The sequence below is a fragment of the Streptomyces sp. NPDC023838 genome, from assembly GCF_040639555.1.
Lineage (GTDB): Bacteria > Actinomycetota > Actinomycetes > Streptomycetales > Streptomycetaceae > Streptomyces.
The window spans coordinates 52,456-77,589 of the sequence record NZ_JBFAAD010000036.1 but is presented as its reverse complement, the minus strand read 5'-3'; the positions used below and the strand labels follow the sequence as shown (position 1 = coordinate 77,589).

19 protein-coding genes and 2 pseudogenes are annotated in these 25,134 nt (G+C 67.7%); 6 read left to right on the top strand and 15 right to left on the bottom strand.

The window, feature by feature from the left end:
• Window positions 1–185 precede the first annotated feature (185 nt).
• Entirely contained in the window at window positions 186–353 is a 168-nt protein-coding gene (locus tag AB0G17_RS31365; RefSeq protein ID WP_361390034.1) for a hypothetical protein, read from the bottom strand.
• 276 nt (window positions 354–629) lie between these two features.
• Between AB0G17_RS31365 and AB0G17_RS31360 the strand changes: the two genes are divergently transcribed.
• Window positions 630–860, top strand: a complete 231-nt coding sequence (locus AB0G17_RS31360; RefSeq protein WP_361390032.1) for a hypothetical protein — start codon at window positions 630–632, stop codon at window positions 858–860.
• A gap of 75 nt (window positions 861–935) precedes the next feature.
• Window positions 936–3,488: a Helicase associated domain protein gene (locus AB0G17_RS31355; RefSeq protein WP_361390030.1), complete on the top strand. Its 2,553-nt coding sequence runs from the start codon at window positions 936–938 to the stop codon at window positions 3,486–3,488.
• Window positions 3,489–3,526: 38 nt separating this feature from the next.
• On the opposite strand, the gene AB0G17_RS31350 is transcribed toward AB0G17_RS31355, so the two are convergent.
• The 3 genes from AB0G17_RS31350 to AB0G17_RS31340 form a co-directional block, all read right to left on the bottom strand.
• A complete protein-coding gene (locus AB0G17_RS31350) occupies window positions 3,527–4,090 on the bottom strand; it encodes a hypothetical protein (RefSeq protein WP_361390028.1) in 564 nt (187 codons plus the stop codon).
• Window positions 4,090–6,060, bottom strand: coding sequence for a site-specific integrase (locus AB0G17_RS31345; RefSeq protein ID WP_361390026.1), 1,971 nt, complete (start codon window positions 6,058–6,060; stop codon window positions 4,090–4,092). Before AB0G17_RS31345 ends, AB0G17_RS31350 begins: the two co-directional genes overlap by 1 nt.
• 517 nt (window positions 6,061–6,577) lie before the next feature.
• On the bottom strand, window positions 6,578–7,738 hold the full coding sequence (locus tag AB0G17_RS31340; RefSeq protein WP_361390024.1) for a tyrosine-type recombinase/integrase: 1,161 nt from the start codon (window positions 7,736–7,738) through the stop codon (window positions 6,578–6,580).
• Window positions 7,739–7,940: 202 nt separating this feature from the next.
• Between AB0G17_RS31340 and AB0G17_RS31335 the strand changes: the two genes are divergently transcribed.
• Window positions 7,941–9,302 carry a helicase associated domain-containing protein gene (locus AB0G17_RS31335; RefSeq protein WP_361390022.1) on the top strand — a complete coding sequence of 454 codons (1,362 nt, stop codon included), beginning with the start codon at window positions 7,941–7,943 and terminating at the stop codon, window positions 9,300–9,302.
• A gap of 425 nt (window positions 9,303–9,727) precedes the next feature.
• Here the strand turns inward: AB0G17_RS31335 and AB0G17_RS31330 are convergent, their stop codons facing one another.
• On the bottom strand, window positions 9,728–10,129 hold the full coding sequence (locus AB0G17_RS31330) for a hypothetical protein (protein ID WP_361390020.1): 402 nt from the start codon (window positions 10,127–10,129) through the stop codon (window positions 9,728–9,730).
• Between the two features lie 68 nt (window positions 10,130–10,197).
• Between AB0G17_RS31330 and AB0G17_RS31325 the strand changes: the two genes are divergently transcribed.
• From AB0G17_RS31325 to AB0G17_RS31315, 3 genes and pseudogenes are all read left to right on the top strand, one after another.
• On the top strand, window positions 10,198–10,932 hold the full coding sequence (locus AB0G17_RS31325) for a carbonic anhydrase (RefSeq protein WP_361390018.1): 735 nt from the start codon (window positions 10,198–10,200) through the stop codon (window positions 10,930–10,932).
• An 863-nt stretch (window positions 10,933–11,795) separates the two neighbouring features.
• Entirely contained in the window at window positions 11,796–12,980 is a 1,185-nt protein-coding gene (locus AB0G17_RS31320; RefSeq protein WP_361390016.1) for an IS110 family transposase, read from the top strand.
• Between the two features lie 231 nt (window positions 12,981–13,211).
• Window positions 13,212–13,441 (top strand): annotated as a pseudogene (locus tag AB0G17_RS31315) (IS110 family transposase); the annotation flags it as partial.
• On the opposite strand, the pseudogene AB0G17_RS31310 reads toward AB0G17_RS31315, so the two are convergent.
• From AB0G17_RS31310 to AB0G17_RS31265, 10 genes and pseudogenes are all read right to left on the bottom strand, one after another.
• Window positions 13,408–13,922: pseudogene (locus AB0G17_RS31310) on the bottom strand (hypothetical protein). The pseudogenes AB0G17_RS31315 and AB0G17_RS31310 sit on opposite strands and share 34 nt — an antisense overlap.
• A gap of 78 nt (window positions 13,923–14,000) precedes the next feature.
• Window positions 14,001–14,279, bottom strand: a complete 279-nt coding sequence (locus tag AB0G17_RS31305) for a hypothetical protein (RefSeq protein WP_361390014.1) — start codon at window positions 14,277–14,279, stop codon at window positions 14,001–14,003.
• A gap of 103 nt (window positions 14,280–14,382) precedes the next feature.
• Window positions 14,383–15,495, bottom strand: a complete 1,113-nt coding sequence (locus tag AB0G17_RS31300; protein ID WP_361390040.1) for a DUF2637 domain-containing protein — start codon at window positions 15,493–15,495, stop codon at window positions 14,383–14,385.
• Window positions 15,496–15,647: 152 nt separating this feature from the next.
• Entirely contained in the window at window positions 15,648–15,896 is a 249-nt protein-coding gene (locus tag AB0G17_RS31295; protein WP_361390012.1) for a hypothetical protein, read from the bottom strand.
• A 275-nt stretch (window positions 15,897–16,171) separates the two neighbouring features.
• The gene (locus AB0G17_RS31290) at window positions 16,172–17,284 is read right to left on the bottom strand and encodes a hypothetical protein (RefSeq protein ID WP_361390010.1); all 1,113 of its coding nucleotides are present in this window, start codon (window positions 17,282–17,284) and stop codon (window positions 16,172–16,174) included.
• Window positions 17,281–17,862: a sigma-70 family RNA polymerase sigma factor gene (locus tag AB0G17_RS31285; RefSeq protein WP_361390008.1), complete on the bottom strand. Its 582-nt coding sequence runs from the start codon at window positions 17,860–17,862 to the stop codon at window positions 17,281–17,283. Before AB0G17_RS31285 ends, AB0G17_RS31290 begins: the two co-directional genes overlap by 4 nt.
• On the bottom strand, window positions 17,859–18,107 hold the full coding sequence (locus tag AB0G17_RS31280; RefSeq protein WP_361390006.1) for a hypothetical protein: 249 nt from the start codon (window positions 18,105–18,107) through the stop codon (window positions 17,859–17,861). The genes AB0G17_RS31285 and AB0G17_RS31280 overlap by 4 nt, the downstream gene beginning before the upstream one ends.
• A 669-nt stretch (window positions 18,108–18,776) precedes the next feature.
• The gene (locus AB0G17_RS31275; protein ID WP_361390004.1) at window positions 18,777–19,097 is read right to left on the bottom strand and encodes a hypothetical protein; all 321 of its coding nucleotides are present in this window, start codon (window positions 19,095–19,097) and stop codon (window positions 18,777–18,779) included.
• 93 nt (window positions 19,098–19,190) lie between these two features.
• Window positions 19,191–23,009, bottom strand: a complete 3,819-nt coding sequence (locus AB0G17_RS31270) for a hypothetical protein (protein WP_361390002.1) — start codon at window positions 23,007–23,009, stop codon at window positions 19,191–19,193.
• A gap of 423 nt (window positions 23,010–23,432) precedes the next feature.
• Window positions 23,433–25,106 (bottom strand): VCBS repeat-containing protein, encoded by a 1,674-nt coding sequence (locus tag AB0G17_RS31265; RefSeq protein WP_361390000.1) that lies wholly within the window; start codon window positions 25,104–25,106, stop codon window positions 23,433–23,435.
• Between the last annotated feature and the right edge of the window lie 28 nt (window positions 25,107–25,134).

Sequence of the window (25,134 nt, the reverse complement as noted above, 5' to 3'; positions counted from 1 at the left end):
CTCGCGCGGTCTGCTCCGCAGACACGACGCGCCGCCGCTACGCGGCGGAAAACATTCGGTGCTCCGCACCGAATTCCCGCACTCCGTGCGGGAATTGACGGGGACTCCGTCCCCGGATGCCGGTCCACTCCGTGGCCCGGCCTGGTGCACGCTCCGCGCGCACCAGAAAGCTGGCTGGCAGGGTGTCAGAACGGCACGCTGATGCCTTGTTCTTTCAGGCGGGCAAGAACCCTGCCCACGCAATCGTTCACAGAAGAACCATCAATGCGAACCGGATCTGTCAACGGCCCCTGCGCCACATAGAACGTCCACTGGTTCTGCTCCCGTTCGGGGTCGACTCGCAAGAAGCGCATGCATCCCCTGCTCGCCGAGCTACTCCATGACGAGGACGGCCGCGTCCTCCAGGCCACTGCCAGGATCTGCCTTCACCCGCCGCTGCTTCGCTCCGTCCACGATGGCATCCTATCGGTTCACGCCATTCTTCTGTCAGTCGTGTGCGTCAGACTGCTCTGCCGGATACCTTATGGGCTGAGGGGCGAGGTCCAGGGCCGCCACACCCTGTATCTGCTGACACCGGCGAACAGCGAAACCGTTCAAGCCCTCGCGCTAATGAGAAAGAGTATCAGTCTGTGAAGTACGTGATCTCGCTGTTCGACAAGAACACGGAGAAGCTGCTTGGCGAAATCGACGTCTCGCATCTCAGCGGAACGTTTCTGGCTTCGCTATTCGGGATTCCACTCTCCGAGTTCGTCGACTCCTACCCTATCGGCGAGCGTGAAGCCGCCGCCTTGTCCGAGCTTTCGGGAGTGGGCTTCGACCTCCAAGGGGTCGACTACTTCCTTGACCCGTACCGCGCATGAGCCTCGTCGACGCCCGCGGCTTCCGGGCACCGCATACGCGAGCTACCCAAGTTTCACGGTGAAGGGGAGGTTGGAATGCCGGAGATGACGCTGTGGCCGCATCAGGTGGAGGAGGTCGACGCGGTGTTGAGGGCCTTTCAGATTCCGCCCGGCGGCCTTCCGGCGCAAGGGCTTCGGTGTCAGGTCATCGCGGCGACCGGGTCGGGCAAGACCCTCATCGGGGTCGCGGCCGCGCAGAAGCTGGCAGCCCGGCGGGTGCTGGTGCTGGTACCGACGCGGGACCTGCTGCTGCAGATGGCCGGCGCCTGGCGGACCGGCGGCCGGGGCGGGGCAATGGTGGGAGTGTGCGCGCTGCGGGCCGAGGAGTCCCGGGGAGTGCCGTGCACGACCGATGCGGGTGAGCTGGTGTCCTGGCTGGAGTGCCTGGACGGGCCGGTGACGGTGCTCGCGACGTATGCCTCTCTGGGGCAGGGGAAGCTGGAGGCCGCGCATGCGGCGGGGCTTGAGCCGTGGGACCTGGTGGTGGTCGACGAGGCCCACCGTACGAGTGGGGATGCGGGCAAGGCCTGGGCGTCGATCCACGACCAGACACGCATCCCCGCCGCGAGGCGGTTGTACATGACGGCGACGCCGCGGATCTGGGAGGCCTCGGACGCGGGCCGCAATGCGGGGCGGCTGGTGGCGAGCATGGACCCGGAGGGATCGGAGATCTTCGGGCCGGTCGCCTACAAGATCAGCCTGTCCGAGTGCATCCGCCGCGGGCTGGTGGCGCCGTACCGGGTGATCTGCCTCGACATCCGCGACCCCGGCCTCCAGCAGGCCCTGGTGACCGACACCGCCGGGTCCGACATCGTGCGCGGGGCCAGGCTCGCAGCACTGCAGACCGGGGTGATGAGCGCGGCGGCCGAGAAGCGGCTGCGGAAGGTGCTCACCTTCCACTCCCGCGTCGAGGAAGCCGAAGCCATGGCGCACGGCGCCCTGGACGTGGCGGCGCAGCTCCACGCGGAGGGCCCGGACAGGTTCCCGCCCGCGCGGCGGGTGTGGGCCGACTGGCTCTACGGCGAACACGCACCGGGGCGGCGGCGGTCGACGTTGGAGGAGTTCGGGTCGGACGTTATCGAATTCGATGACGGGAGCCAGCCCGAACCGGCTGTCTTGCGGTTGCTGAGTTCCGTTCGCGTCCTGGGCGAAGGTGTCGATTGTCCGGCATGTGATTCCGTCGCCTTTTGTGACGCGCGGGGGTCGATGGTCGATATCGTGCAAATGGTCGGCCGTGCCCTACGGATGAACCCCGGCAGCCCGAAAATCGCTTCTCTCATCGTGCCGGTATTCCTGAAGGAAGGCGAGGAGCCGGGCGACATGCTCGCCTCGGACTCGTTCGGGATCCTCGCGAAGATCCTCACCGCGCTCCGCGCACACGACACCGAGGTCATCGAAGCACTCGCCGATCCCCGTGTGCGCAGCGGGAATTGGCGCGAGGACGATGAGGATCTGGACCTCGACGAGGAGCTCCTCGATAACGGTGTGGAGGGCGCGGCGGGTGGCGGGGCGGGGCCCGGGGTGAGTGAGCGGGCGGCCCACCTGCTGGAGTTCTCCACGCCCCGGGACCCGGCTGTGCTGGCACGGTTCGTTTCGTTGCGGGTGCTGGAGCCGGAGAAGGAGTACTGGCTGCGCGGGATCGAGGCGGCGGCACGGTGGGTTAAGGAGAACCCGGGGCTCGCGTTGAAGGTGCCGTACGACTTCGTGGCACCGGACCACTGGCCGCACGCGGGGTTCCCGCTGGGGGTGTGGCTGGCGGACCAGCGCAAGTATTACAACGCCGGGGAGCTGTCGAAACGCCGGATCGAGCAGCTGGATGCGCTGGGGATGGTGTGGAACCACCAGGACCTGGCGTTCGAGGAAGGCCTCACCGTGGCACGTGCCTGGGCCCGGGAGCACGGGCACTTCCTGCCACCCGCCACTGCCGTATGGCAGGGATACCCCATCGGCGTGTGGGCGAAGAACATGCGGGCGGTGGGCCGTCAGTGCCTTCAGAACCTCCCGCGCGGGCAGGAAGGGCAGAGCGTGTGGCTGGCCGGGGCCATGACCGGCGACCGGTGGAAGGCACTGGAGGACATCGACCCCGGCTGGTGCCCCGTATGGCCGGTCGGGTGGCAGCGGGCTTTTCGTCTCGCCCAGCTCCACCTCCAGGCCGGCGGCAGCCTGCCCACCGGGGTGGGGCAGGTCATGGTCCAGGGCGAAGACCTCGGTAGGTGGATCACCACGCAACGCATGGGGTGGGACAGCCTCCAGCCCGCCCAGCAGTACCTGCTCCACAGCGCCCTCGGCCTCGAACCCGGCATGGAGGACGAGCCCGACGGACAACCCGGCAAAACGGCCACCCGCGACTACAAATGGGCACTCAACCTGCAAGCAGCACAAGCGTTCCACGCCCGCGAGGGGCATCTGAACGTGCCCAGGAAGCATGTGGAGCGACTGGAGCGACCGGGCGCCGAGGATGCCCGGGCGGGCGCTGCGGAGCCCGAGGAGGTCAAGCTCGGGATGTTCCTCGACAACACCCGAAAGCGCGCCGACAAGCTGAGCGACCAGCGCCGCGCCGACCTGGACGCGCTCGGCATGCGCTGGTGACACGGGACATAGGCGCAGCTGGAGGTTGGCTGGTGGGGTCAGGTGCGGTTCTCTTCTCGGATCATGCGGCGGAGGCTGGTGCGGGCCGCTGTCAGGTCGTCTTCGAGGCTGTTGATACGTGCTTTCAAGGCGGTGTTCTCGTCGGTGGCTTCTTGGAGTTGGCGGGCTAGTTGATCGTTGTGGCGGGTGAGGCTGTCGACGCGGCTGGTCGGCTCTGGTGTGTGGAGGGTGTCGAGCTGCTGGCCGAGTTGGTGGCGTAGGGCGCCTTGGAGCTGGTCGCGTTCGGTGCGGAGGTCTTTGTTCTCTTGGCGGGTGAGGTCGAGTTCGGCGCGCAGGCTGGCCAGGGAAGCGGAGGGGGTGGTGCCTTGCGGGGTGGGGGCGGTGCGGGCTTGCCGGGTCTGAGCCGCTTCGATGTGCTCGCGGACGCCGGAGGCGTAGGTGAGCCAGGTGGACACGCGGGCGGCGCGGGCGACGGCAGCGTGGGTGACGGGCTGACCGTTGTGTTCCAGAGCGGTGATCGTGGTCAGGACGCGGCCGCGCTTGTCGAGGCTGTCGCGTCGTCTGGCCTGGGCGAGGGAGGCGGGGTTGCCGCGGCGGTTCATCAGGGGGCTTTCGGGGGTGCGGTCAAGGGCAGGAGGGTGTGGTTCTCTCCGGCGCGGGCTTTACGCAGAACGGTGGCCGCTTCTTCGATCTCCGCCCGTTCTGCGGTAGGGAGGGCGTCGAGGCGGCGGTGCATGCGGTCCGTGACGTGCTCGAAGGCAGTGATCTGGGCGGTGAGGGAGGTGATCACGAATTCGGCGGCGTCCATGGCGCGGGCGGTCTCGCGGTCGGCGCGCAGTTCGTTGAGGTGCTGTTCGATGGCGGGGAGGTAGGAGGGGTCGGGGCGGTAGAAGCCGCAGCCGGCGCACTGGAAGCGGATGGGGCAGGCTCCTCCCCCGGCTTTGACGTTGGATGGTTCGGTGCAGCCGCCGTAGGGGACGGCGACCGAGCGCATCCCGTAGGCGGTGGGGGTGCACGGGGCGGGCTGGCCGGTCTGGTCGATGACATGCGCGCTGAGTTTGGTGACGGCCTGCTGTTTCCGTTTGAGGGAGACGGTGTAGTAGCGCTGGGTCATGGCGATGGATTTGTGGTCCATGAGCTCGCGCAGCACGTCGACGGGGGTGCCGGCGTCTGCGTGGCGCTGGGCGTAGGAGTGGCGGAAGGCGTAGGGGTAGATCAGGGTGCGGTCGAAGGGCAGGACATCGCCCTGGGCGTCGACGCCTTCGGCGTCCAGGCGGGGCAGGGAGTCGACCCACTGACGCAGGGCGTCGCTGAGGTAGCCGCTGGAGATGTGGGCGGCACCGCTCAGGGCGGTCAGGGCGGGGAAGAGGTAGGGGTCTCCCCGCGCATGCAGGTGCAGTTGGTCACGGCGGGTCTGCCAGGCGCGGATCGCCTGGGCGGTGTCCTGGGTGATCGGCAGGCGGCGGCGAAGGCGTTTGCGTTTGTGGTTGTTCCAGATCAGCGTGGTCTGGCCGTGGTGGGTCTGCAGGCAGTCGCGTGGGAGGGAGACGACTTCCAGGGGGCGGCGTCCGGTGTCGCGCAGCACGGTGTAGAGGGTGCGGTACAGCAGGTGGCGGGCATCGTCAGCGATGTCTCGGCAGCCGTAGGTGGGGCCGGTGCCGAGGGTGTTGAGGTGGACGTCGAGTTGGCGGATGACGGATTCGGGGATTGCCTTGCCGAGCATGTCTTCGTCTTGCTCTTCGATGCGGATGGCGTGCTCGACAGGGACGCGGGTGAAGGGGCCGGCGAGATCGTCCAGGGAGCCGGCGCGGCGTCCGTAGTCGATGAGCTGGAAGAACATCCCGTTCAGGGTGCGGCGATGGGAAGACGAGTACAGGGTGCCGTCTTTGCGCAGCGCGGTGCGGAACGCGTCCACAACAGTGCTGGCGTCGGTGAAGGTAAGGACGGCGGGATCGTGGCCGGCATCCGCGCGGGAAGCGAGGGCCGTGGACGCGAGCCGCGCCGCTCGCAGGGTCCGCTTGAAGTCCTCCGTACTGGGGCGGGCAGTGGTGACCCAGTGCCGCAGCGCCTGGCGCAGCCACGGCTGCGGGATGAGGCGCAGGTCGACGGTGCCGGGGTACTGACGGCGTTTTCCGGAGGCGGCGTGGCGCAGGCCCAGGACGCGGAGGTCGAGGACGTCCTCGTCGGCGGGTGTGGCGCCGGTGAAGAGGGCGTACCCCGTGCGGACGGCGGAGGCCAGGTTGTCCAGGGTGCGCATGGCCGCTTGGTGGGGTTTGTTGAGCCGGGCGGTGTTGGTGTCGTCCAAGAGGGTGCGGGCATCGGCGAGATCGCGGGTGATGCCGCGGATCCAGTGCGGTTCCAGGACCCTGATCCACTGGTCCATCTGCTGCAGCGCGTAGCGCATCTCCCAGCGCAGCTGTTCGGGCAGGAGTTTCAGGGTGAACTGGTGGGCCGCCAGGTAGGGCGGTTGCGCACTCGCCCATTGCTCGGCGGGCACGCGGTGGCCGGGATTGGCGCGGTTGGTGGAGCTCCAGGCGCGCCAGTGGTAGTTGCACAGGCCGCGGGAGTTCATCGCGGGACCGGAGCATTCCGGGACCATGCAGATGAGTTCTTCAGTGATCGGTTTGACGAGATCGCGCAGCCAGAGGTCCACCGTGCCCCGACGCTCGTGGTACTTGAAGCTTCCTGTGTGCGCGGCGCACAGCCCTTTGGAGGCCTGCGGGCGCACGAGCGGATGCCGTCACGGGTGATCGTGCACTGCCCTGAGACCTGTCCCCGCAGGGACATGCTGCGATCAGGGGCGAAGGTGGCGGCGAACTCCTCGCGGGGCAGACCGCTTGCGAGGCGATGGTCGCGGCAGTAGTTACAGAACGCCGCCGGGTTGCGGATGATCGCCTCGCAGCGCTTGGTGCGGCAGCGGGACGAGGACGTACGGGGACTGTCCAGGTCGCCGGTGAACAGCCACCGCTCGGCATCCCACTCCTTCGCCCGCCACTGGGGGGCGAGCTGCGAGCGCAGCCAGTCGGTCCACTCGGGCCGCTGTTCGGGGACGAGCTGCAGGGGGGCCGTTGCCGGCTGCGGGGACGCAGTCACCGGTGCTCCTTGAGGGCCTGGAGGTGGTCGACGGCGGCGCGCAGTTCAGCGTCGTCGACATGCCGGTAGCGCTGCAGAGACAGCGGGGAGGCGTGTCCCATCAGGCGTTGGACGACGTCGCGGTCGACGCCGTCGCGCAACCAGAGGGTGGCCGCGGAATGGCGCAGCATGTGCGGGCGTGCCGGATGTCCTGCCGTGCGGGCCCAGCGCTCGAAAGCCTTCTTGGTGTTCGGGTAGGACATCGCGCGGCCCAGCGGTGGACGGAACAGGTTCACGAACACCATGGGGTGGTGGGCCGCCTCGGGTACACGGTCGCGTTCGTGCTGGTAGTCGGTGTAGAGGGCGGCTAGTTCGGGGGTGGTGGGGATGGAACGGGAGCGGGAGGACTTGGCCAGGGCGTGATTGGGATTGTCCAGGCGCCGGTGCACGTGCAGGTGCGGGCCGGTGAGGGTGCAGCCGAGCATGTGGGAGGAGGCCAGGAAGTGCAGATCTTGCCTGTGGAGTCCGAGGGCTTCGCCGATGCGCAGGCCGGTGGCGGCCAACAGCGCGATCAAGAACTTGTCGCGGGCCCGGGGCACCTGGCCGATCATGTGGCGGATCTGGGCGGGGGTGAGGTCCTCGTAGCCCGGCTCGGTGATCTTAAAGCGGAAGGCGGCCGCCTGGATGTGGCGCCACTGGTTGTCCTCGCCGGTGTCGTAGCCGGGCGGCGCGAAGCGCAGGAACTTCGGCTGGGACAGCAGCGCCGCCGTGGCGGGGGCGACGAGGCCGTGCAGGGCGGAGAAGCGCAGGAACTCGGCGACGACGATCATCACGGCGTTCGCGGTACCGCGGGACCGGTACCGGGGCGGCGCCCACGCACGAGTGCGCCGGCTGCGGGGCGGCAGTACTTCGGTGATCAGGTGCTGCTGCAGCTGGGAGAGGGCGAGGAAGCTGGGGGCGGCCCAGTCGATGCGGCGGGCGTGGCAGTGATTGAGGTACAGGGCGAGACGTCCGGCGTAGACACGTTCGGTGTTCGGGGAGCGGCCCTTGTTCCGCAGTCCCTGCAAGAACGCGCAGGCCGGCAAGTGCAGGGTGTAGGTGGCCGCATCGGCCACCACCCAGCGCTCCAGGCCCGTTGATGGGGAGAGCGAGCATTCTGCGACGAAGACGTGCTCCACGTGCCGAACGTAACCAACAGGCCGGTGGGGTGGGAGAAGTTCACGGGAAGAGGGTGCAGAGCCAGGCAGGAGACGTACCAAACGTCCCTCACACCCAACCCACCTCTAGATAATCGATACGGCCCAATGCGACGCTGTCGCCTTTTGTGACGCACGCGGGTCGATGGTCGATATTGTGCAGATGGTCGGACGCGCTCTGCGCATGAAGCCTGGCGAGGGGAAAATCGCGTCTCTTATCGTGCCGGTGTTTCTCGGACCGGACGAAGAACCCGGCGACATGCTCACCTCCGACGCCTACAGCACCCTCGCGAAGATCCTCGAAGCGCTGCGCGCACACGACACCGAGACCATCGAAGCCCTCACCGATCCCCGTGTGCGCAGCGGGAGTTGGGACACCAACAGCGGCGACAGCGGTGGGAAGCAGGCCGTGGAGGATGACACCCTCGGGGACGATGGTGGCCACGGCGCAAGGCCGGCGGTGAGCAGGGCCGCGGCGGAGCTCCTGAAGTTCAGTACGCCCCGGGACTCGGCGGAGTTGGCGCGGTTCGTGCGGCTTCGGGTCATCGAGCCGGAGAACGAGTACTGGCGACGCGGCATCCAAGCCGCCATGCGGTACGTAAAAGAGTCCGGGGCTGGGGAACTGCGAGTGCCATACGACTACATCACCCCGGATGACTGGAAGCCTGCCCGCTTCCCGCTCGGAACATGGCTCGCCGACCAGCGGCGCTACTACAACACCGGACGCCTCGCAAAGGAACGGATCAAGCAGCTCGACGAGCTCAGGATGGTGTGGTCGCACCAGGATGTTGCGTTCGAGGAAGGGCTCGCGGTAGCGCGAGCCTGGGCGGCTGTTCACGGGCATTTCCTGCCGCCCGCCACCGCCGTCTGGCAGGGCTACCCCATCGGGGAGTGGGCCAAAAACCAGAGGGCCGCAGGGAGGAAGGCACTGGCGAACATCGTGCGCCAGCAGGCCGGGCAGCCGGTGAACGCGGCCGGCGCCATGCCACAGGCACGACTCGAAGCCCTGGACGACATCGACCCCGGCTGGTGCCCCATCTGGGACGCCGGCTGGCAACGCTCCTTCCAACTCACCAAAACCCACCTCGCGAGCGGCGCCCGGGTGCCGACAACTGCGGGCGAGGTGATCGTCCAAGGCGAAGACCTCGGACGCTGGATCACCACACAACGGCTTGGCTGGGACCAGCTCGGAGTCGGACAGCAAGTCCTGCTCGAAATCATCGGACTCGAACCCGCCCACCCCGAAGAACAGCCGGCCACGCGCACCCAAGACGACAAATGGACGCTCAACCTCAGCGCGGCCCGGCAGTACCATGCCCGCGAAGGACACCTCAACGCCCCCAGGAAGCACGTAGAACGCGTACAGCGACCCAAGCGACCAGACACCGGAGACCATCCCCGCGACAACCCGGGCAGCCCCCAGACGGCCGCGGAGACCACGGTCGAGGTCAAGCTCGGCACCTTCCTCGACAACACCCGCCGACGCGCAGCGAAGCTACCCGCTCAACGCCGCAACGACCTGGACGCATTGGGCATGCGCTGGTGAAGGGAGCCCGGCCACCGGTACGGCCTGTGGCGACCCCCGCCCCGCCCCACCCGGTCCAGCTGTGCAACCCTGGCGTGCCGGGGCCCGGTGGACATGGTCCGCGCACCCGCACGGACCATGGTCGTGACCGAACACCAAGCCCCGGCACACCTCATTGCCTGCAGGCCCGGTCTCGGGACCAGAGGGCAGGTCACGCCTCTGGTCGCGGCTCTGGTCGCGCTCCTGATCGCGCTTCTAGTCGTGCTCCTGGTCGCGGCTCTGGTCGCATCGGGCATCCCTCAGCCGAAGCGTCATACATGCGCTCTGACCTGGGGGACAAGGGGGCGACAAAGCCCCGGATTCAACGCCGACTACTTCCCCACAGCGGGGTGCCGCAGAAGCAGAAGCTGAAACGCCCTCTGGGGTGAGGGACGGCCGGAGCCGCATCACCGACAACACGGCTCCAGCCAGCGTCCTCCCGGCTGTCCGAGCCGGGGTGAATCCCGCACACCCCGGACGCCGGTGAGGACGACCGGTGCGAGGACACCGCGCAGGGGAGACCGCTGCGTTCCCGCATCACTGCCGCTGTCGGCGACGATGCCCCGGCGGCGAACACCGACGATTGGCTTTGTTCGCGAGTTTCGACAGCGGTTGTTCATCGTCTCGGGAGGCACCCCGATCGCGTCGAGGTTGATGTTCACGAAGATGGACAGCATCCCGCCGTCGAGATTCCAGTCGGGCAGGGCGGGTCCCGGCATCAGGGGTGCACGCCGCCGCCCGAGCCGGTTCTGTGGGCTGCCCGGAGCAACGTAGCCCGCTCTCGCTTGTGCCTGCTGCGAGGCATCCACACCGCGCTGGACCATGGCCTGGTCAAGACGCAGGAACGTGGCTGAGTGGTATCGAGAGGAACCGACCGATGGACAGAGCCGGACGTCCGGATCGTAGATCGCTGCTTACCGGCGGACTTGCGGTCGCCACGGTGGCGCTCGCGGGGTGCTCATCGACGATGGCCGCCTCGCCGGCGACCAGCGCCTCGCCGGAAGCGAGGCCCACCACGCCCGCCACGGCATTCGCGCGGCTGATGGAAGGCAACAAGCGCTGGGTTACCGGAAACCTTCAACACCCCGACCGGGATCCGAACCGGCGTCAGCTCGTGGCTCAGGAGCAGGAGCCTTTTGGGGCGGTCCTCTCGTGTATCGACTCCCGAGTGCCGCCTGAGCTCCTCTTCGATACCGGTCTGGGTGACCTTTACGTGATGCGCACGGGTGGGGAGGCGGTCGGCCCGGTGGTCACTGGTTCTGTCGAGTACGGGCCTATGACGAGCGGCACCCCTCTCGTCGTGGTCCTCGGGCATCAGCGCTGCGGCGCCGTCAAGGCGGCGTACAAGTCCCTTCGTGACGGCAAATCGCTGCCCGGCAACCTGCAGGCGATCGTCAGAGCCCTGCGGCCGGCGTACGAGCAGGCTGTCCGGGAGGGCGGCGCCGACCCGGTCGAGACCATGGCCCGCGCCCAGGTTAAGTTGACCGCGGCCGATCTGCGATCCAACCAGGACCTGGCACCCCTCGTGAGAAAGGGCGCCCTTGCCGTCGTCGGTGCTTACTACTCGCTCGACACCGGCAAGGTGGAAGTCCTGGCCGGCGCGCCCTCCTGACCGGTCGGACGAGTCGAACGGCCGACGGACGCGGACTGCGAGTACGCCACGATGCTGTCGAAACTCGTGAACATTCCGTCCCAGCTGCGGCGGCCCAGTGCCTCCCGAGCCGCTGTCGAAGTGCGGTCCGTTCTCGTGGACAAAGCCAGACGATGGCAGCCGTTACCGGCGGTGCCGTCCGTCCCGGTGGGCCACAGCCTCCGCCAGCGCCTCACGCAGCGCGAACAACTCGGTCAAATCGGCGCCCGCCACGAATCGTTCCAGCCGGACACCAACCCGCCAGTGCTCACCCTCGCCCACAGCCCGCCCAATCTCCGCGATCACACGCCGCCGGGCGGCCAAGAGTGGACCATCCGATCAGCCCGCTTCTCCGGCAGCTCAGAAGCTCTGTCGGCCTTGACGGACAGACCCACCCACGCGATACCCGCCGCCAGGCGCTCGCCGACAGCGGGTACAGCGCGCAGGCCCCGCCCGGCGCGCAACACGAAGACCTGCGCCCCGATCCCCTCCAGCGCCGCTCGCCCCGCCTCCCTGCCTCCCGTTATGTTCTTCGCGGTCCTGCAAGAGGGCCGCTGGCCTCCGGGCCTGGCATGACTGTGTCCCCCTGTCGAAGGCATGACCTGGGGGGTGGTCCTACGTTGTTGATGGGTCGGATGGGCTGTCGTATGGTCCGGAGGATCCAGTAGCCCCGGGTATGGCTTGGGGGTGGTTGCCTTCAATGGTTCCTGTGACACCTGGCCGCCCGGGGCCGCACGACGACTCGACCACTGATGAGGAGCTGCGGGCCCACGGGTATCGCTGAGTAGGACCATGCTGGAGGGGTCGTCCGGATGTACGAAGTACGTCGAACGACCGGAGGAACCATGGCCTGGAACTGGGCGGGAACCGATATCGGCAAGACTCACCACCACACCGTTGTCCTGAACAACGATGGCGAGGTGGTGCTCTCCCGGAAGGTGATCAACGACGAGCCGGAGCTGCTGAACCTCATCAGCGAGGTCCTGGAACTCGGCGAGGATGTGGTGTGGTCCGTCGACGTCGCCGACGGCATGGCCTCCTTACTGATCAGCCTCCTGCTCAACCATGAGCAGACCATCGTCTATCTGCCCGGCCTCGCGGTGAACCGTGCCTCGGCCGGCTACCGCGGCCTGGGCAAGACCGACGCCAAGGACGCCCGGGTAATCGCTGATCAGTCGCGCATGCGCCGCGACCTGCACGTCCTCACCCCGGAAGGCGAACTGACCGCCGAACTGCGGGTGATGACCGACCGGCGGGCCGATCTGGTCAAGGTGCGGAAGACCAACCGTCTGCACGTGCAGGTGCTCAGCATCTTCCCAGCCCTGGAACATGCCCTGGAACTGACGAACACCGGGCCGCTGGTGCTGCTGTCTGGCTATCAGACGCCGGCCGCGCTGCGACGTCTCGGCCGCAGGCGACTGACGACGTGGCTCCGCAACCGCAGGACCCGCAGCGCCGAAGAGCTGGCCACCGCAGCTGTCGATGCCGCGGAACGGCAGCACACGCGACTTCCTGGCGAGGCCGCCATCGCCCGCGTGGTCCGCGACCTGGCGCTGGAGTTACTCGGTCTCCACGAGAAGATCCATGAGCTGGACAAACTCATCGAGGCCCGGTTTCGCGAGCACGAACTTGCGCCAGTGATCTCCAGCATGCCCGGCATCGGACCGCTGCTGGGCGCCGAGTTCCTCGCCGCCACCGGCGGCGACCTGTCCCGGTTCCCCAGCGCAGACCGGCTCGCCGCCTTCTCAGGCGTCGCCCCGGTCCCCCGCAACTCCGGCAACGTGAACGGCAACCTGCACCGCCCCCGCCGCTACCATCGCGGCCTCCAACGCGTCTTCTACCGCTCCGCGATGATCAGCATCCGCACCTGTCCGGAATCCCGGGCCTTCTACGACCGCAAGAGGGCCGAGAAGAAGACGCACAAGCACGCTGTCCTCGCACTCGCCCGGCGTCGCGTCAACGTCCTGTTCGCCATGATCCGTGACCGAAAGCGCTATCAATCGGCGCCCAGCGACGCGGCTGCGGCTTGACAACAAGATGAGGAGGTGTCGCCGGGCCCGAGGGGTGCCGTCGGAGACGCTGATGAGAGACCCGGCCACCGCCTGGCCTGGCGCAATGCCCGGCATCCCGCGGGCGCAGGTCTGCATAACGTGGATGCGCGAGCACGGTGCCAACGCCCTGGCCAGCACCGCACGAACCCGGTTCAGGAGGATGGGTTGTACGACATCGACGACGTGGGCGTCTTCCTCGGCCTGGACGCCGAACATGCGCCCAAAGGCGGAAACCGGCAGCTCAAACGGGCGATGTTCCTGTCTGCGTTCGCCGCCCTGCACGGTCCCGCCTCCCGCACCTACTACGACAAGTGCCGGGCCGCGGAAAGACCCACATGCAGGCTCTTCTCCGTCTCGCCCGCCACCGCATCAGCGTCCTGTTCGCCATGCTCCGCGACGGCGCCTTCTACGAATCCCGACCTGCAGCGGCGGTCAGTTGAACTCCGAGGGGATCTGCCAGCAGAACCACGCGATCAGCCCTGGGGTCGAACCCGAGCACCGGCTTCCCCCGGTCTCCTTCTCCGGTCATCAGCACGGGCCTGCCCGCCGGCGCCCGATCGTGCCGAGGAGGCCGCAGAGGACGTCCACTCCTTCCTGGCCGTGCAACTCCCGGAGATCGACATCGAAGTCGATCTCACCGGCCGACATCGGCCAGAAGTTCACCTACACATCCGCGACAGGCCATACCTTCAGCAGGGCCGTGTCCGCGTCCGTGGGCCGTGACAGCACTTCCTGCGCCGAGGGCAAAGGCATGCGAACGCAGCCTTCCGAGTACTCCCACGTCCACCCGCTCGACCCGGCCAGGTCGAACACCGCCTGCCAGTCATCGACCGAGGTGTCGGTCACGGACACATCAGGCAGAGCACCCATCAGGTCAGGGTCGAAGAAGTTCCTGACGTCATCCCACAGCAGATCCGGCATGCCGCCATGCTGCCCGTCAGCCGGATCAGACGCAGCTCGATACCTTGACGAACCCCATAGAGGCCCCCCGTCAGGTACTCAGGGTGTTGCCTCATTCAGATCGAGTGAGAAGACTCGGTGCCGTCGGCGGAAGTCGGGGAAGAACTTCTCCACGTCGTCCTGTGCGAGCGGCCGCCTGTACTGCCCGGTCACTCCCCTGCGGGCAAGCTCCTCGACGACCAGGCTCGTCTCGGGTTCACTCCCGCTCGCACGCTCCTTGGCCCAGACCGCGTAGATACGGAATTCCAGGAGGTAGCGGCGCAGGCTGCCGGCCGGGATGGGCGCTGCGTTCTTGCTCAGGATGCCCTTGCTTGCCAAGTGCTCGGACAGCTGGGCTGCCGTGGGTTCCTGTTGGTGTTCATCGAGGTAGGACTCCCAGGCCAGGTAGTACCGATCCGGGGTGGTCAGCGTCAGAGGGTCCTCACTCGTGCGGTCGCCTTCGCTGCCCGGCTGGATCGGGTCCCGGCCGCCCTCGGCTGCCCCTGGACCAGGTTCGTCTTCGCCGGATCCAGGTACCGGCAGGGTCTCCACTGGGGCTTCCGCCGCTGCCCTGTCGCCATCCTGCGGTGCAGGTACTGGCGAAGTGGGTTCCACTGACTGCTGCGGCTCCGTCCCCAGTTGGGCGGCACGGGGGTGCGGCACCGTGCCCGCGCCCGCGGGTTGGCTGCGGCCAGTCCGGGTGGACCTCCGGCAACGGCTCCTGGTAGGGCTGTTCCTGGGCCCCCGGCCGCGATTCGGGCTGTTGCTGAACATGCTCGGGCTCGGGCTGGGGCGCGGGTGCCGCCGGGAGCTCGACCGGCTGGGGTGTCGCGCTCACCACGGGCGTGACCGGCGGGGCCGTGGGCAGCAGGGTGGGCTCGATGCCCGCCGCCGCGAGGCCCGCGGGGCCGGTGTCGGCGAGCGGGACGCCGAACTTGGCCAGGCGCAGCGGCATCAGGGATTCGACGAGGGCCTTGCGGCGCCAGGCGCGGCCGTAGCGGACCTGCAGGCGGGCGCGGTAGACGAGACGGTCCTGTTCGAGCTTGATGACCTGCTCGTAGGAGCGCAGCTCCCACAACTTCATACGGCGCCACAGCCGGAAGGTGGGGACGGGTGAGAGGAGCCAGCGGGTGAGGCGGACGTCTTCCATGTGCTTGTCGGCGGTGACGTCCGCGATCCGCCCGACCGCGTGGCGCGCGGCCTCGACGGCGACGACGAACAGGACCGGGATCACCGCGTGCATGCCCACGCCGAGCGGGTCGGGCCAGGCCGCCGCGCCGTTGAAGGCGATCGTGGCGGCCGCCAGCAGCCACGCCGTCTGCCGCAGCAGCGGGAACGGGATGCGGATCCAGGTCAGCAGCAGGTCGAGCGCGAGCAACACACAGATCCCAGCGTCGATGCCGATCGGGAAGACCAGGGAGAAGTCCCCGAACCCCTTCTTCTCCGCGAGGGTGCGCACTGCCGCGTAAGAACCCGCGAACCCGATCCCGGCAATGACCACCGCACCCGCCACCACCACCCCGATCAGCAGCCTGTGAGTCCGCGTCAGCCGCAGCTGCTCCACAAGTGGGTTCCTCTCCCCCGGTTCGTCGCTCTCGGTACGCCGTAACACTCGTGGGCCGTGAGCTGCAGCGTGACACGATCGACGCTCCGGGCCAAGCGGGTGCCGATATGCCACCGGACGCTGGCGATCACCGTCGTAGCCGATCATGTGGCGAGAACGGGGACTGATTTGCGCTCGGTCGCCGGCGCGGAGGATGACCTGGAGGTGTGTACCGTCTCGACCTGGAAAGCCTCAGCGAGCGGGGTGCCGGGGAACAAGCGGGCAACCTGCTTGGTAAGCACCAGCATCACGTCGACGAGCGGAGTGCTGTTACTTCGGATGGTGCCGATCCAGAAGAAGCCAACGGCCGGGACGGTAAGCAGCAGCAGCAGCCACGCGGACCACCAGAGCACGGTTGCAACGCTGAGCACTGCGGCGACGGGGGAGCCCACGCCTCACGCCACGCGGAACAGGCGGCTGAAGACGCTCAGGCAACCCGCCCGCCCGCTCTGCCCGTGCCGCCGGCACCGACGGCTGCCCCCACGCTGCCGGTGCCGCCCCTCCCCGCCGCACCCGCCCCTCCCCCGCGTCCCCGCAGCACCACGGCGACGGTTCTCCTGGAGCCGCCTGCTCCCCCGGCGCTGACATCGGTGATTACCACCGCCGTTGCTAGCGGCTCTGGGGCGGCCTAAGCGTCGACCGGTTCGCGGGTCGTGGCCGTCCCAGAGCGGACTGTGAAGATTCCGCATCCCGGAGGTGATTCGACTGACCGCGCCTTGAGGTCTTCGACGTCTGTAGATGCAGGCCAGCGGGTCTTCGCGACTGACCAGCGCACGCCGCCCAAGTCGACGCCTGCCAGCACAGCGGTACGCAGGTCGGCTGTGGTGAAGTCGTGCAAAAACCCCCTCACCTGAGCAAGGTCGAGTACGGGGAAGTCCTGGAAATGCAGCTCACGGATGAAGATCCCGCGCACCCGCTCGGAGCATTCGTGCCTGAGGTGCCGGACTGCCCAGTCGCCCCGCCGTACCAGAGCACTCAAGTCGTCAACTAGGACGCGTGCGAGGTCCACGAACTGGCGGAGCTGCTCGGCACTTTCACGCTCGGCCCGCCGCGCCGCACGAGCCTGTGGAAAAGACCGGCGGCTGCTGGCCCGGGGACGGGAAGAGAACTCAACAGCCAGGTGGCTGACAGCGGCAAGTTCCCCCGTTGTCCGCCGGATGTCCACGAGTACCGCGTCGAGGGCCTCGTCAAAGCCGTGCCGCACGAAACCCTTCGCTTCGCCCAGCACGTCGCAGATCTGCTCGGCACGATGCTGGAGCCTGCCGGAGAGAGTCCGTGCCAGCTCGAAGTCGTCCATGACGCTGCCAGACAGCACGACATCAAGCCGGTGGACAAGCTTCCGGATTTTCTGCCAGTCCGTGAGTGCCGCATCAAGAGCTTCCAGGGCCTCACATCCCGCTACGACAGCCGGGCGAACCCGCAGGGCGATCCGAGCCCCCGGGCTCACGCTCGCCAGGACCTCCCTGACCGAAGCTGGCTTACGGAATGAGGACGCGGCCGGCACCGGCAGGCGCCTGGCCAGAGACGTTTGCGGGAGGATTGCGGCGAGTCCGGCTTCGACATTGACCACACCATCCAGACCTTCCACCATGGTGTTGTGGCTTGAGTCCAGCAGAACCTCCCGCAAGCCGGCCTCGACATCCAGAAGTCCACCGACCGCGTCGAGAAGAAGACTCTGCTGTTCAGCAATCCAGCAGTCGACAACACCATCGTCACCGTGCGTGATCTCGTCATCGGTCACTGCTCCTCCTCCCACTTGCGAAGCCGCTCCACTGCTGTCCGCCGGGCCTTCTTCAGACTCGCCCGTACGGCCTCCGCAGTGATGTGGAGCTGCTCAGCGATCTCGGACGGGGTGAACCCGCTGAACGTCCACGCGAGCACCTGCCGTTGTCTGGCCGGAAGGCCCCGCAGGACGTGCAGAGTCTTCTGCTGGCACTCCCATTCGCTCACTGCATCGGTCCGGGGCAGCAACGAGGTCGGTTCGGGAACCTCCTCGACGAGGTTTTCCCGCACATCTGAGATCTTGCGCACCAGGGAGCGGGAGGCGACGGTATAGACCCACGGCCGTGGATGCTGGATGTCATCCCACCGCTGGTAGGCCTTGACCATCGTGGCCTGGGCAATGTCGGCAGCGTCGGCCACGCTGGCGCCGTGATTGACCAAAAACGCCACCAGAGGGCGCACCGTACTGCGGTAGAACGCAGAGAATTCCTGGTCTGTTGCCCACTGCCGATGGCTCTGTTGATACAGCGCTCCCCACCGTGCGGGTGGCGACGGGGCCGGTAAATCCCCGCCACCCGCCAGGTCGTCCTCACTCATACGCCACCTCGCGCCTTCCTCGGGGCCGTGAGCAGACGCATCCGCAGCAGCTGCCCGTTCGCGCTCGAGGTCTCGAGCTCGAGTCGTCCGCCGGATCCGGCGGCCCGAAGCGCACCCGTGAGGCACCGCTGCCGGGCTAGTTCCTGCTGCGCCCGCCACCGCAGCCGCAGCCACAACCCCAGCAGTGCGCACCCCTTCGCCGTGACGATCGAGATGATGGTGACAACGATCGCTGCCGAGTCCATGCGGGTCTCCCTCCCTGTCGGGAACGGACCCCCAGAAGGCCCGTCATGAGCTAAGAGTCACCAGGCACCCTCAGCGTGAACTCCCCCGGAAGAACAAGACCTCCGCTCGCGGCACACCACGATCTCTGCCCATACCCGCCGACCCCGCTGTCGGGGACCGGCACCCTGAATGCGGAGACCAGCGCCGTCTGTCAGCGCAACATCTCGAGCCCGCCTGCGGCGCTCACGGCTGGCTCCAGGTGTTGAGGCGGAACTCGTAGCCCTGCTCCTCCAGAGCCTCCTGAGACTGTGCCTGTTCGCTCACCAGGACCAGGCGCCAGGATGTCGTCGCCTTACTCACCCCAGACGAAGCCCGACTCATCCTTCGTATACGGCGTAGTGACCTCCGGTGGGCCGCTCCGTGAGCGGCACAATGCCGGCCTCCACGGTGGCGCGCAGCGAGGCCGCGGCCTGTTCGGCCAGAAGTGGTGCTTGCCGGAGTAGAACGGGCGGTCTGCGGCGATGCGATCGATCGGCGGGATGACGGCGGCAGATGGACGGGTGGGTTCCCGGCGAGTAACACCAAGAACCCACCCGTCCAGTTTATCGACGAGGCCCGCCGCCCCGATGCTGAGATTCTGCAAGGGATCGGACCGTGTCAACCGCGCATCCCAGCAGAATCTCCGCCGATTACCGAGTTGCTTCTGAAGCCGCTTCCACGATCCCCAGAGCAAGCGCGTCGAAGTTTTCCCGGAAGAAACCAGTTCTACGATAGAAGGCTTCCTGGGAAATCACTCCACGAGATTCCAAGAACATCGTCGCGGAGGCGGTCAGGGCACTGTGCAGGACGTGAAGATCGCGCGCCTTCAGCTGAACATCAGCCGTCAACTCGCCCACCTTCATGAGATGCGCCCTGAGTCGGGCGAGTTCCTCACGGCCGGTGCCGAGCTGGATGACAAGCGCTTCGTCGGTGAAGTCCCTGCCGCCGAGGAATTCCAGCGCCTCCCTCATGGCCATAGCCTGCGAAGGTGTGATCCTCGCGGTGAATGCGTCTCCGTCTCGAGACAGCTTGATGCGTGTTCGCATGCCATCGATCCCTTACTTCTACTTCAGCGGTGTATAGCGCCGCCCGTCATGAAAGGCTGCCCAATCCTTCTTGATGGCGTGGATGAATCGAGCCTGAATTACGATAATCAGACCCTTCTCTTCGTCATAGGCGCACGGATTTTTTTCCATCGTATCGTAATGTGTAGCCTTTCCGCGCCACTTCTTGAAGTAATTCGCCATTTCCTCCAGGTTGCGGCCGATTCCCGGGATGTTGTGGTCACGAGCTTCTTTTGAATCGCCCTTCATCCGCTGCCACTGATACTCGACCCCGTCAGCGATATCAGGGCCGTAGCGGGCGTCGATGTCGTCAAGTATCTCGAACGGAAGGTCGTCACCAGGATCGAGGTCGCAGAGGTTTACCCCTCCAGTCGAGGCGGCAAAGGAGGTTTGCCGTGCCGAGACGCCCGCTGCTGTGATCGACTTCTTCGGCTTGCACGGGAGAGTGTCGGGCTCCTTCTTTGCCTTCTCGAGCAGGTCCTTAAACTTCTTGATGGCCTTCTTGGCCTTGGCTGACTTCTCGAAGAAACCCGCGACACCGGATGTCACTCGGAAGATGGCCTTGCCCACTGCGGGGATCTGCTTGAGCGGAATGGCAGCGCTGGCCACGTTGACCAGGGTCCACAGGCAACCCTCGACGTCTCCCTTGGTCAGACAGTTCTTGAGGTCGGGCCAGCCAATGTAGTCGAGGAGGATTTGGCCGCCGTTCTCCTTGACCCAGTCCAGCAGGTCCTTCCCGGCAAGTGCCCGGGCAGCGCGGTACTCATCCACACATTCCTGGCCGCAGAGCCGGAGCAGGGTGGCCTCTTCGTCGCTGGTGAGATCGGGACCGAGGTCAGGCTTTGCTTCGGCGCGCTGTTTCCGCAGCTCCGCGAGTCGCTTGCGCTCTTCTTCCTCCGCCCGGGTGGCGGCGGTGTCGGCGTCCTTGGCTGCTTGGCCTGCGTTGGATGCCGCTGTCTCGGCCTTCGTGGCGTCCTGTTCCGCGTGAGTGGCGGCGCCGTCGGCAATGGCGGCGTCGGCTTCGGCAGCCGTGGCCGCTGTGTTGGCGCTGGCTGCGTCCTTTTCGGCGGCGGTGGCGTCGTTGTCCGCCTGGGTGGCCGCCGTTTGGGCGTCGTTGGCTGCCATTCCGGCGTAGAGGGCGTCGGTGCCGGCGTCTGCAGCGTACTTCTGGGCGTTGTCGTCGGCCTTCTTGGCGGCCTTGGCCGCCGTGTCGGCTTCGGCTGCCGAGGCGCGGGCTGCTGCTGCGGCCTTCACGGCTCGGTCTGCGTCGGCTGCGGCTGCGGATGCTGCCTGGGCTGCGATCTTGGCGTCTCCGGCGGCCTTGTCGGCGAGGGCCTGCGCGTCGGCGGCGGCCTTGGCGGCTTCCTTGCTCTTGGCGTCGGCTGCCGATGCCTGCTGTTCTGCCAGGGTCTTGCTGCTCTGGCCGACGAGGACGGCGAAGGCTGCCGAGGTGTCGGTCTCCCGATAGGGGGAGCCGATGGAGACCGCTTCATCGGCTGCCTTGGTCACAGCAGCGGCGGCGTCCCTAGCTCCCTGAGCGGCCTGCGCCGCTGCTTGGGCGAAGCCGGAGGTCTTGGCCGCCCAGGCAGCGGTCTTGGCCGCTTCGTCCTTCGCTCCGTCTGCTTCTTCGCGGGCCTTCTTCGCGGCGGCCTGGGCCTTCTTCGCCTCGGCATCGGCCTTCTCGGCATTGGCCTTCGCGGCGGCCGCTGCGTCGATGGCCTTGGCGGCAGCCGCGTGCGCGGTCGCCGCTGCGGCACTGGTCTTCTGGAACGCCGACCAGGCGGAGTCAGCTGCCGCTTTGGAGCGCGATGCTGCGGCTTGAGATCGTGTGGCCGCCGCCCGCGCGTTCACGGCTGCCGCGGAAGCCTCGCTGGCGGCAGCGCGGGCTGCCGTCGCTGCCGTGGCGGCATCGTTGGCGGCCGCGCGCGCTTCGGTGGCCGCCTGCCGGGTGTCTGCCGCGGCGTCGGTACCTTCGGCGGCAGCTGCGGCGGCTTCAAGCGCGGCCGCGCGTGCCGCGGTGGCGTTCTTCTGGTTCTCGGCCTGACGCGCCTTGTCGCGGGCTACATAGGCCTTGTTCTCCGCAGTGAGAGCGTCGGCGAGTTTGGCATCGGCCGTGGAGCCCGCTGCCTCCGCAGCTGTACGGGCCCGTCCTGCGGCTTCCCGTTGCGTCTGGGCGCGCGCCTCGGCTTCCCCGGCCTTCTTGCGTTCGCTGGCCGCGGTCTGCGCCTCCCGCTCGGCATTCGCCTTCTCCGCTTCGGCGATCCCGCGCTGCTTCTTGGCCTCGGCGGCGCCAGCCTGGGCGGTCTTCTCCGCCTTCTCCGCAGGGGCCTGCGCGCTCTTGGCGGTGGCGGCATTGGCCGCGGCCTCCTTGGCCAGCTTCTCCGCCGAATCTGCGGCCGCCTTGGCCTGAGCTGCCGCTTCCAGGGCGGCGGCCTTGCGGAACTCGGTGTTCAGCGCGTGCGACTGCGTCTGGGTCAGGGCGTAGAGGGCCTGGCTGTCGGCCATGTTGGCCTGGGTGGCCTTGGACGCGGTCAGCACGGTCTTGGCTGCCGCCTGGGCCGCGGCGTAGGAGGCCTTGGCGACCTGCGCGGACTGCTGGGCGAACTGCAGTCCGCGGCCGCGCGGTGCCTTGTTCTGATCCGCGATCGCATACGCCGCCTGCTGCGCAGTGTCCGCCTGCTCAGAGGCGGTCTTGGCACGGGCGATGGCGGCGTCGGCGTCCTTGACGAGCTGGGCGGTCTTCTCCCGAGCAATCACCAGGCGGCGCGCGGCGTTCTTCTGATCCGTCAGGGAGGGCTTGTTGGTGGCGGTGGGGTGGTCGCGCCACCACTGCTGCCAGAACAGGATCTGGTCGGCCTGCCAGGACTGGCGGATCGCCTCGACCATCAAGTCGGTGGCAGTGCGCGCCTCCTTGGAAGCGGCCATCTCAGCGGTGATGATCTGCTGGCGCTGGGTGGCCTGGGACGCGTATTCCGCCTCCCATTCGGTGTAGGCCTGGGTGGTGACGCCGGTCAGGACCCGGTACTGGTCGATGGGGTTGGCGCTGTCGCAGACAGCCCAGGCGGCCTTGAGGGCCTCGACCTCGCTACGGAACTCCAGGGAGTCCGGCTCGGGAGCCTTGGTCGCAAAACCGCCGAACCGCAGGAACGTGGCGAAGTCGTTGGCCGACCCCGGGGTGGTGCCGACGACCCCGAGGCCGCCGAACTCACTGTGGCCAGCCATCGTCTTGTACTTCGTGGCCCAGTCGTCGCCCTTGGTGTCGAAGGCGTCGAAGACCTCCTTGGCTTTGGCAAGCGTTGCGGCCCCGGGGCGCGGGGCGGGGTCATCCCAGATGCTCCCGGTGGCCTGGGAGCGTCCTTCGACGGTGAAGGTCCGGATGTCCCATCCGATCAGCGGGGCGTTCCAAGGGCGGCCGCCGGCCGAGTTCACGCTGGCGTACGGCTTGTTGTCGTTATCCAGCTGGTCCTGGCGCCGGTCGAAGGCGATCCGGTACGCGGAGACGGCGTCATTGTCGTTTGCCGCGGTGTCGTACCACTGCGTGGTGGGCGCGCTGCCGCCGCCGTACAGCGCCTCGTGAATGCCGGAATCCGGTCCCGCCAACGTGGTGTTGGCAAATTCCTTGATCGCGGAACCGCCGTAGTGCACGACCCGCCCCAACTGGCAGCGGTCGCGGCGGGCCTGTTCGCCCAGACTGATCCGCAACGACCTCTTGTACGGGTCGGTCGGGTTGTCCTCACCCACTCCGTCGGCGCGGGCGGGCATGGCCCCCATAAGACCGCCGAAGACGGCTGCGGCCGTCAGCGCGGCCGTGCTGCTCATCCCTCTGGCCAGGACAGTACGGCTGCCTCTCCACCGGCCGGGCAGAACTGGTCGTTTCACTGCTTATTCCCCTTTTGGTCACAGGTCGAGCCACGGGGAGAGGGCAGCAGCAGGCTGCAGGTGAAGGTGAAAGTGCTGTGGCTGCGTCAAGACGCAGCCGTCCCCCCGTGCGGGCCCTTTCGATGGGCGCCCGCGCCCCTCCCCCGAAGGTCCGCCGATCCTTACATGGCGGATACACCTACGGAAGGCACATAAGAACTTTTGTTCGAAATTGGCTGGCCGACGACGTACCGATCGGCGGATCAGACGCATCTGCGAGCGGGCCGAAACAGCGGGCCTGGGAGTCGCGCTGCCCGTCAGTAACCACCAGGCAGCAGGCTCCCCAGTTCCGTATCGGCCGGGGAGCCCGTCGCCTCTGATGGCCTAGTACAGGGCCTTGAACATGTTCCAGCCGGTGCCCATAGCGACCCGGCCCTTGAAGTTGCCCACGCCGTCGGCGTCGTAGCGCCAGGCGGCGCCGCTGGCGTCGACGGCGATCACATCGGCCCGTCCGTCGCCGGTGAGGTCACCGGGAACCGCCAGCATGCTGAAAGCCCCCCAGCCACCGCCGACGTCGAGGCGGCCGGCGAAGTTGCCGCGGCCATTGCCGGGGTAGAGCCACAGGTGCCCACCCGCGTCGCGTGCCAGCAGATCGGGAACGCCGTCGCCACTCACATCACCGGCGCCGACCAGCTTGCCGTAGATGTTCCAGCCGCCGCCGACGTCGATGCGGTCACCGAAGAAACTGCCGCCGTTACCGGGGTAGAGCCACAGATGCCCCCCACCGTCGCGGGCCAGCAGGTCGCCGTTGCCGTCGCCGGTCAGATCACCGATGCCTGCAAACGCGGTCATCACGCCCCAGCCGCCGCCCACATCGCGAGAATCGACCGTGAGGTGGCCGTCCGCACCCACCATGGTCATCGTCGACCAGCGCGAGGTGTTGTTCAGCGACGAGGCCGATGACAGCCGCTCCAACGGCACCGCCGACACATCGCCGTCCATCGGCTGCCGCGCACTGAACTGGCCGTCACCGCGGGGCAGGTAGTAGTGCAGCTGGCCCGCACCGTCGCGTCCGAGCAGCTCGTTCTTCCCGAAGAAGGGATTACCCCCGGCGTTGGCCAGGGTCACACCCTGCCAGCCCTCCCCCAGCCGCACCCGGGCACCGAGGGCGCCCTGCGCGTCGAAGGGGAACGACCACAGGAGACCGGACACGTCGCGGACGACGAGATCGACATGGCCGGTGCTGTCATCCATGGCCAGCAGCTGGTTGTAGCCGTCCCAGCCTGAGCCGCTCTTGACCCGGGCCTTCAGAGGGTCCGCGGCCACGCCAGTGCCCGCGTAGAAGTACAGGTCACCCGACGGGGTCCGGGCCACCACATCGCCCTTGCCGTCGCTGTTCACATCACCGGTGCCGACGAGCTGGTCGAACATGTTCCACCCGGGCCCCACCTTGACCCGCGAGACATAGGGCGCCGCAAGGTTCCCGGTGCCCGCATACAGGAACAGGTCCCCGGACGGTGTGCGCGCCAACAGGTCGTTCCTGCCGTCTCCGGTTACATCGCCCGGGACGAAGAGCTTGTTGTAGATGTTCCAGCCGCTCTCCGACCACGGCGTACCATCCCAGCCTCCGGCGGTCAGGCCCGAGCGCAGCTCGAGCGTGCCGGACGGCGACAGCACCAGCAGCTCGGGGCGGCCATCACCGTTGACATCACCGGGCTCGACGAGGTCCCTGAACGCGCCGATCGAGGTGTCATAGAGCGTGCTCTTGTCGGTCTTCCACCCCTTCAGATACAGACTGTCGTCCAACGATCTGACCAGCAGATCACTGATCCCGTCCCGGTCCACATCAAACCGCGGCGCCACTGACGCCCCCGCAGCTCCGGCACCGTGCACCGCCACCCGGCGCGTACGGTCCGCAGGCAGCTTCGCCGACGGCGCCACCGTCTTCGGCACCGCCGGCTTCACCGGAATCTGCGGCCGTGTAGGACCACCATCAGCCGACGCCACGCCCGACAGCAGTGCGGAAGCTGCCACGGTCACGGCGGTTCCGACGGCCACACGCCGCCTTCGCCCGAAACGCACAAAA

Coding starts and splice junctions, on each gene's coding strand:
- AB0G17_RS31275 (WP_361390004.1), bottom strand. CDS start 19,097: ATGAGGGAGGCGCTGGAATTCCTCGGCGGCAGGGACTTCACCGACGAA.
- AB0G17_RS31350 (WP_361390028.1), bottom strand. CDS start 4,090: ATGAACCGCCGCGGCAACCCCGCCTCCCTCGCCCAGGCCAGACGACGC.
- AB0G17_RS31320 (WP_361390016.1), top strand. CDS start 11,796: ATGGCCTGGAACTGGGCGGGAACCGATATCGGCAAGACTCACCACCAC.
- AB0G17_RS31325 (WP_361390018.1), top strand. CDS start 10,198: ATGGACAGAGCCGGACGTCCGGATCGTAGATCGCTGCTTACCGGCGGA.
- AB0G17_RS31365 (WP_361390034.1), bottom strand. CDS start 353: ATGCGCTTCTTGCGAGTCGACCCCGAACGGGAGCAGAACCAGTGGACG.
- AB0G17_RS31285 (WP_361390008.1), bottom strand. CDS start 17,862: ATGAGTGAGGACGACCTGGCGGGTGGCGGGGATTTACCGGCCCCGTCG.
- AB0G17_RS31270 (WP_361390002.1), bottom strand. CDS start 23,009: ATGAGCAGCACGGCCGCGCTGACGGCCGCAGCCGTCTTCGGCGGTCTT.
- AB0G17_RS31345 (WP_361390026.1), bottom strand. CDS start 6,060: ATGAACTCCCGCGGCCTGTGCAACTACCACTGGCGCGCCTGGAGCTCC.
- AB0G17_RS31335 (WP_361390022.1), top strand. CDS start 7,941: ATGAAGCCTGGCGAGGGGAAAATCGCGTCTCTTATCGTGCCGGTGTTT.
- AB0G17_RS31280 (WP_361390006.1), bottom strand. CDS start 18,107: ATGGACTCGGCAGCGATCGTTGTCACCATCATCTCGATCGTCACGGCG.
- AB0G17_RS31355 (WP_361390030.1), top strand. CDS start 936: ATGCCGGAGATGACGCTGTGGCCGCATCAGGTGGAGGAGGTCGACGCG.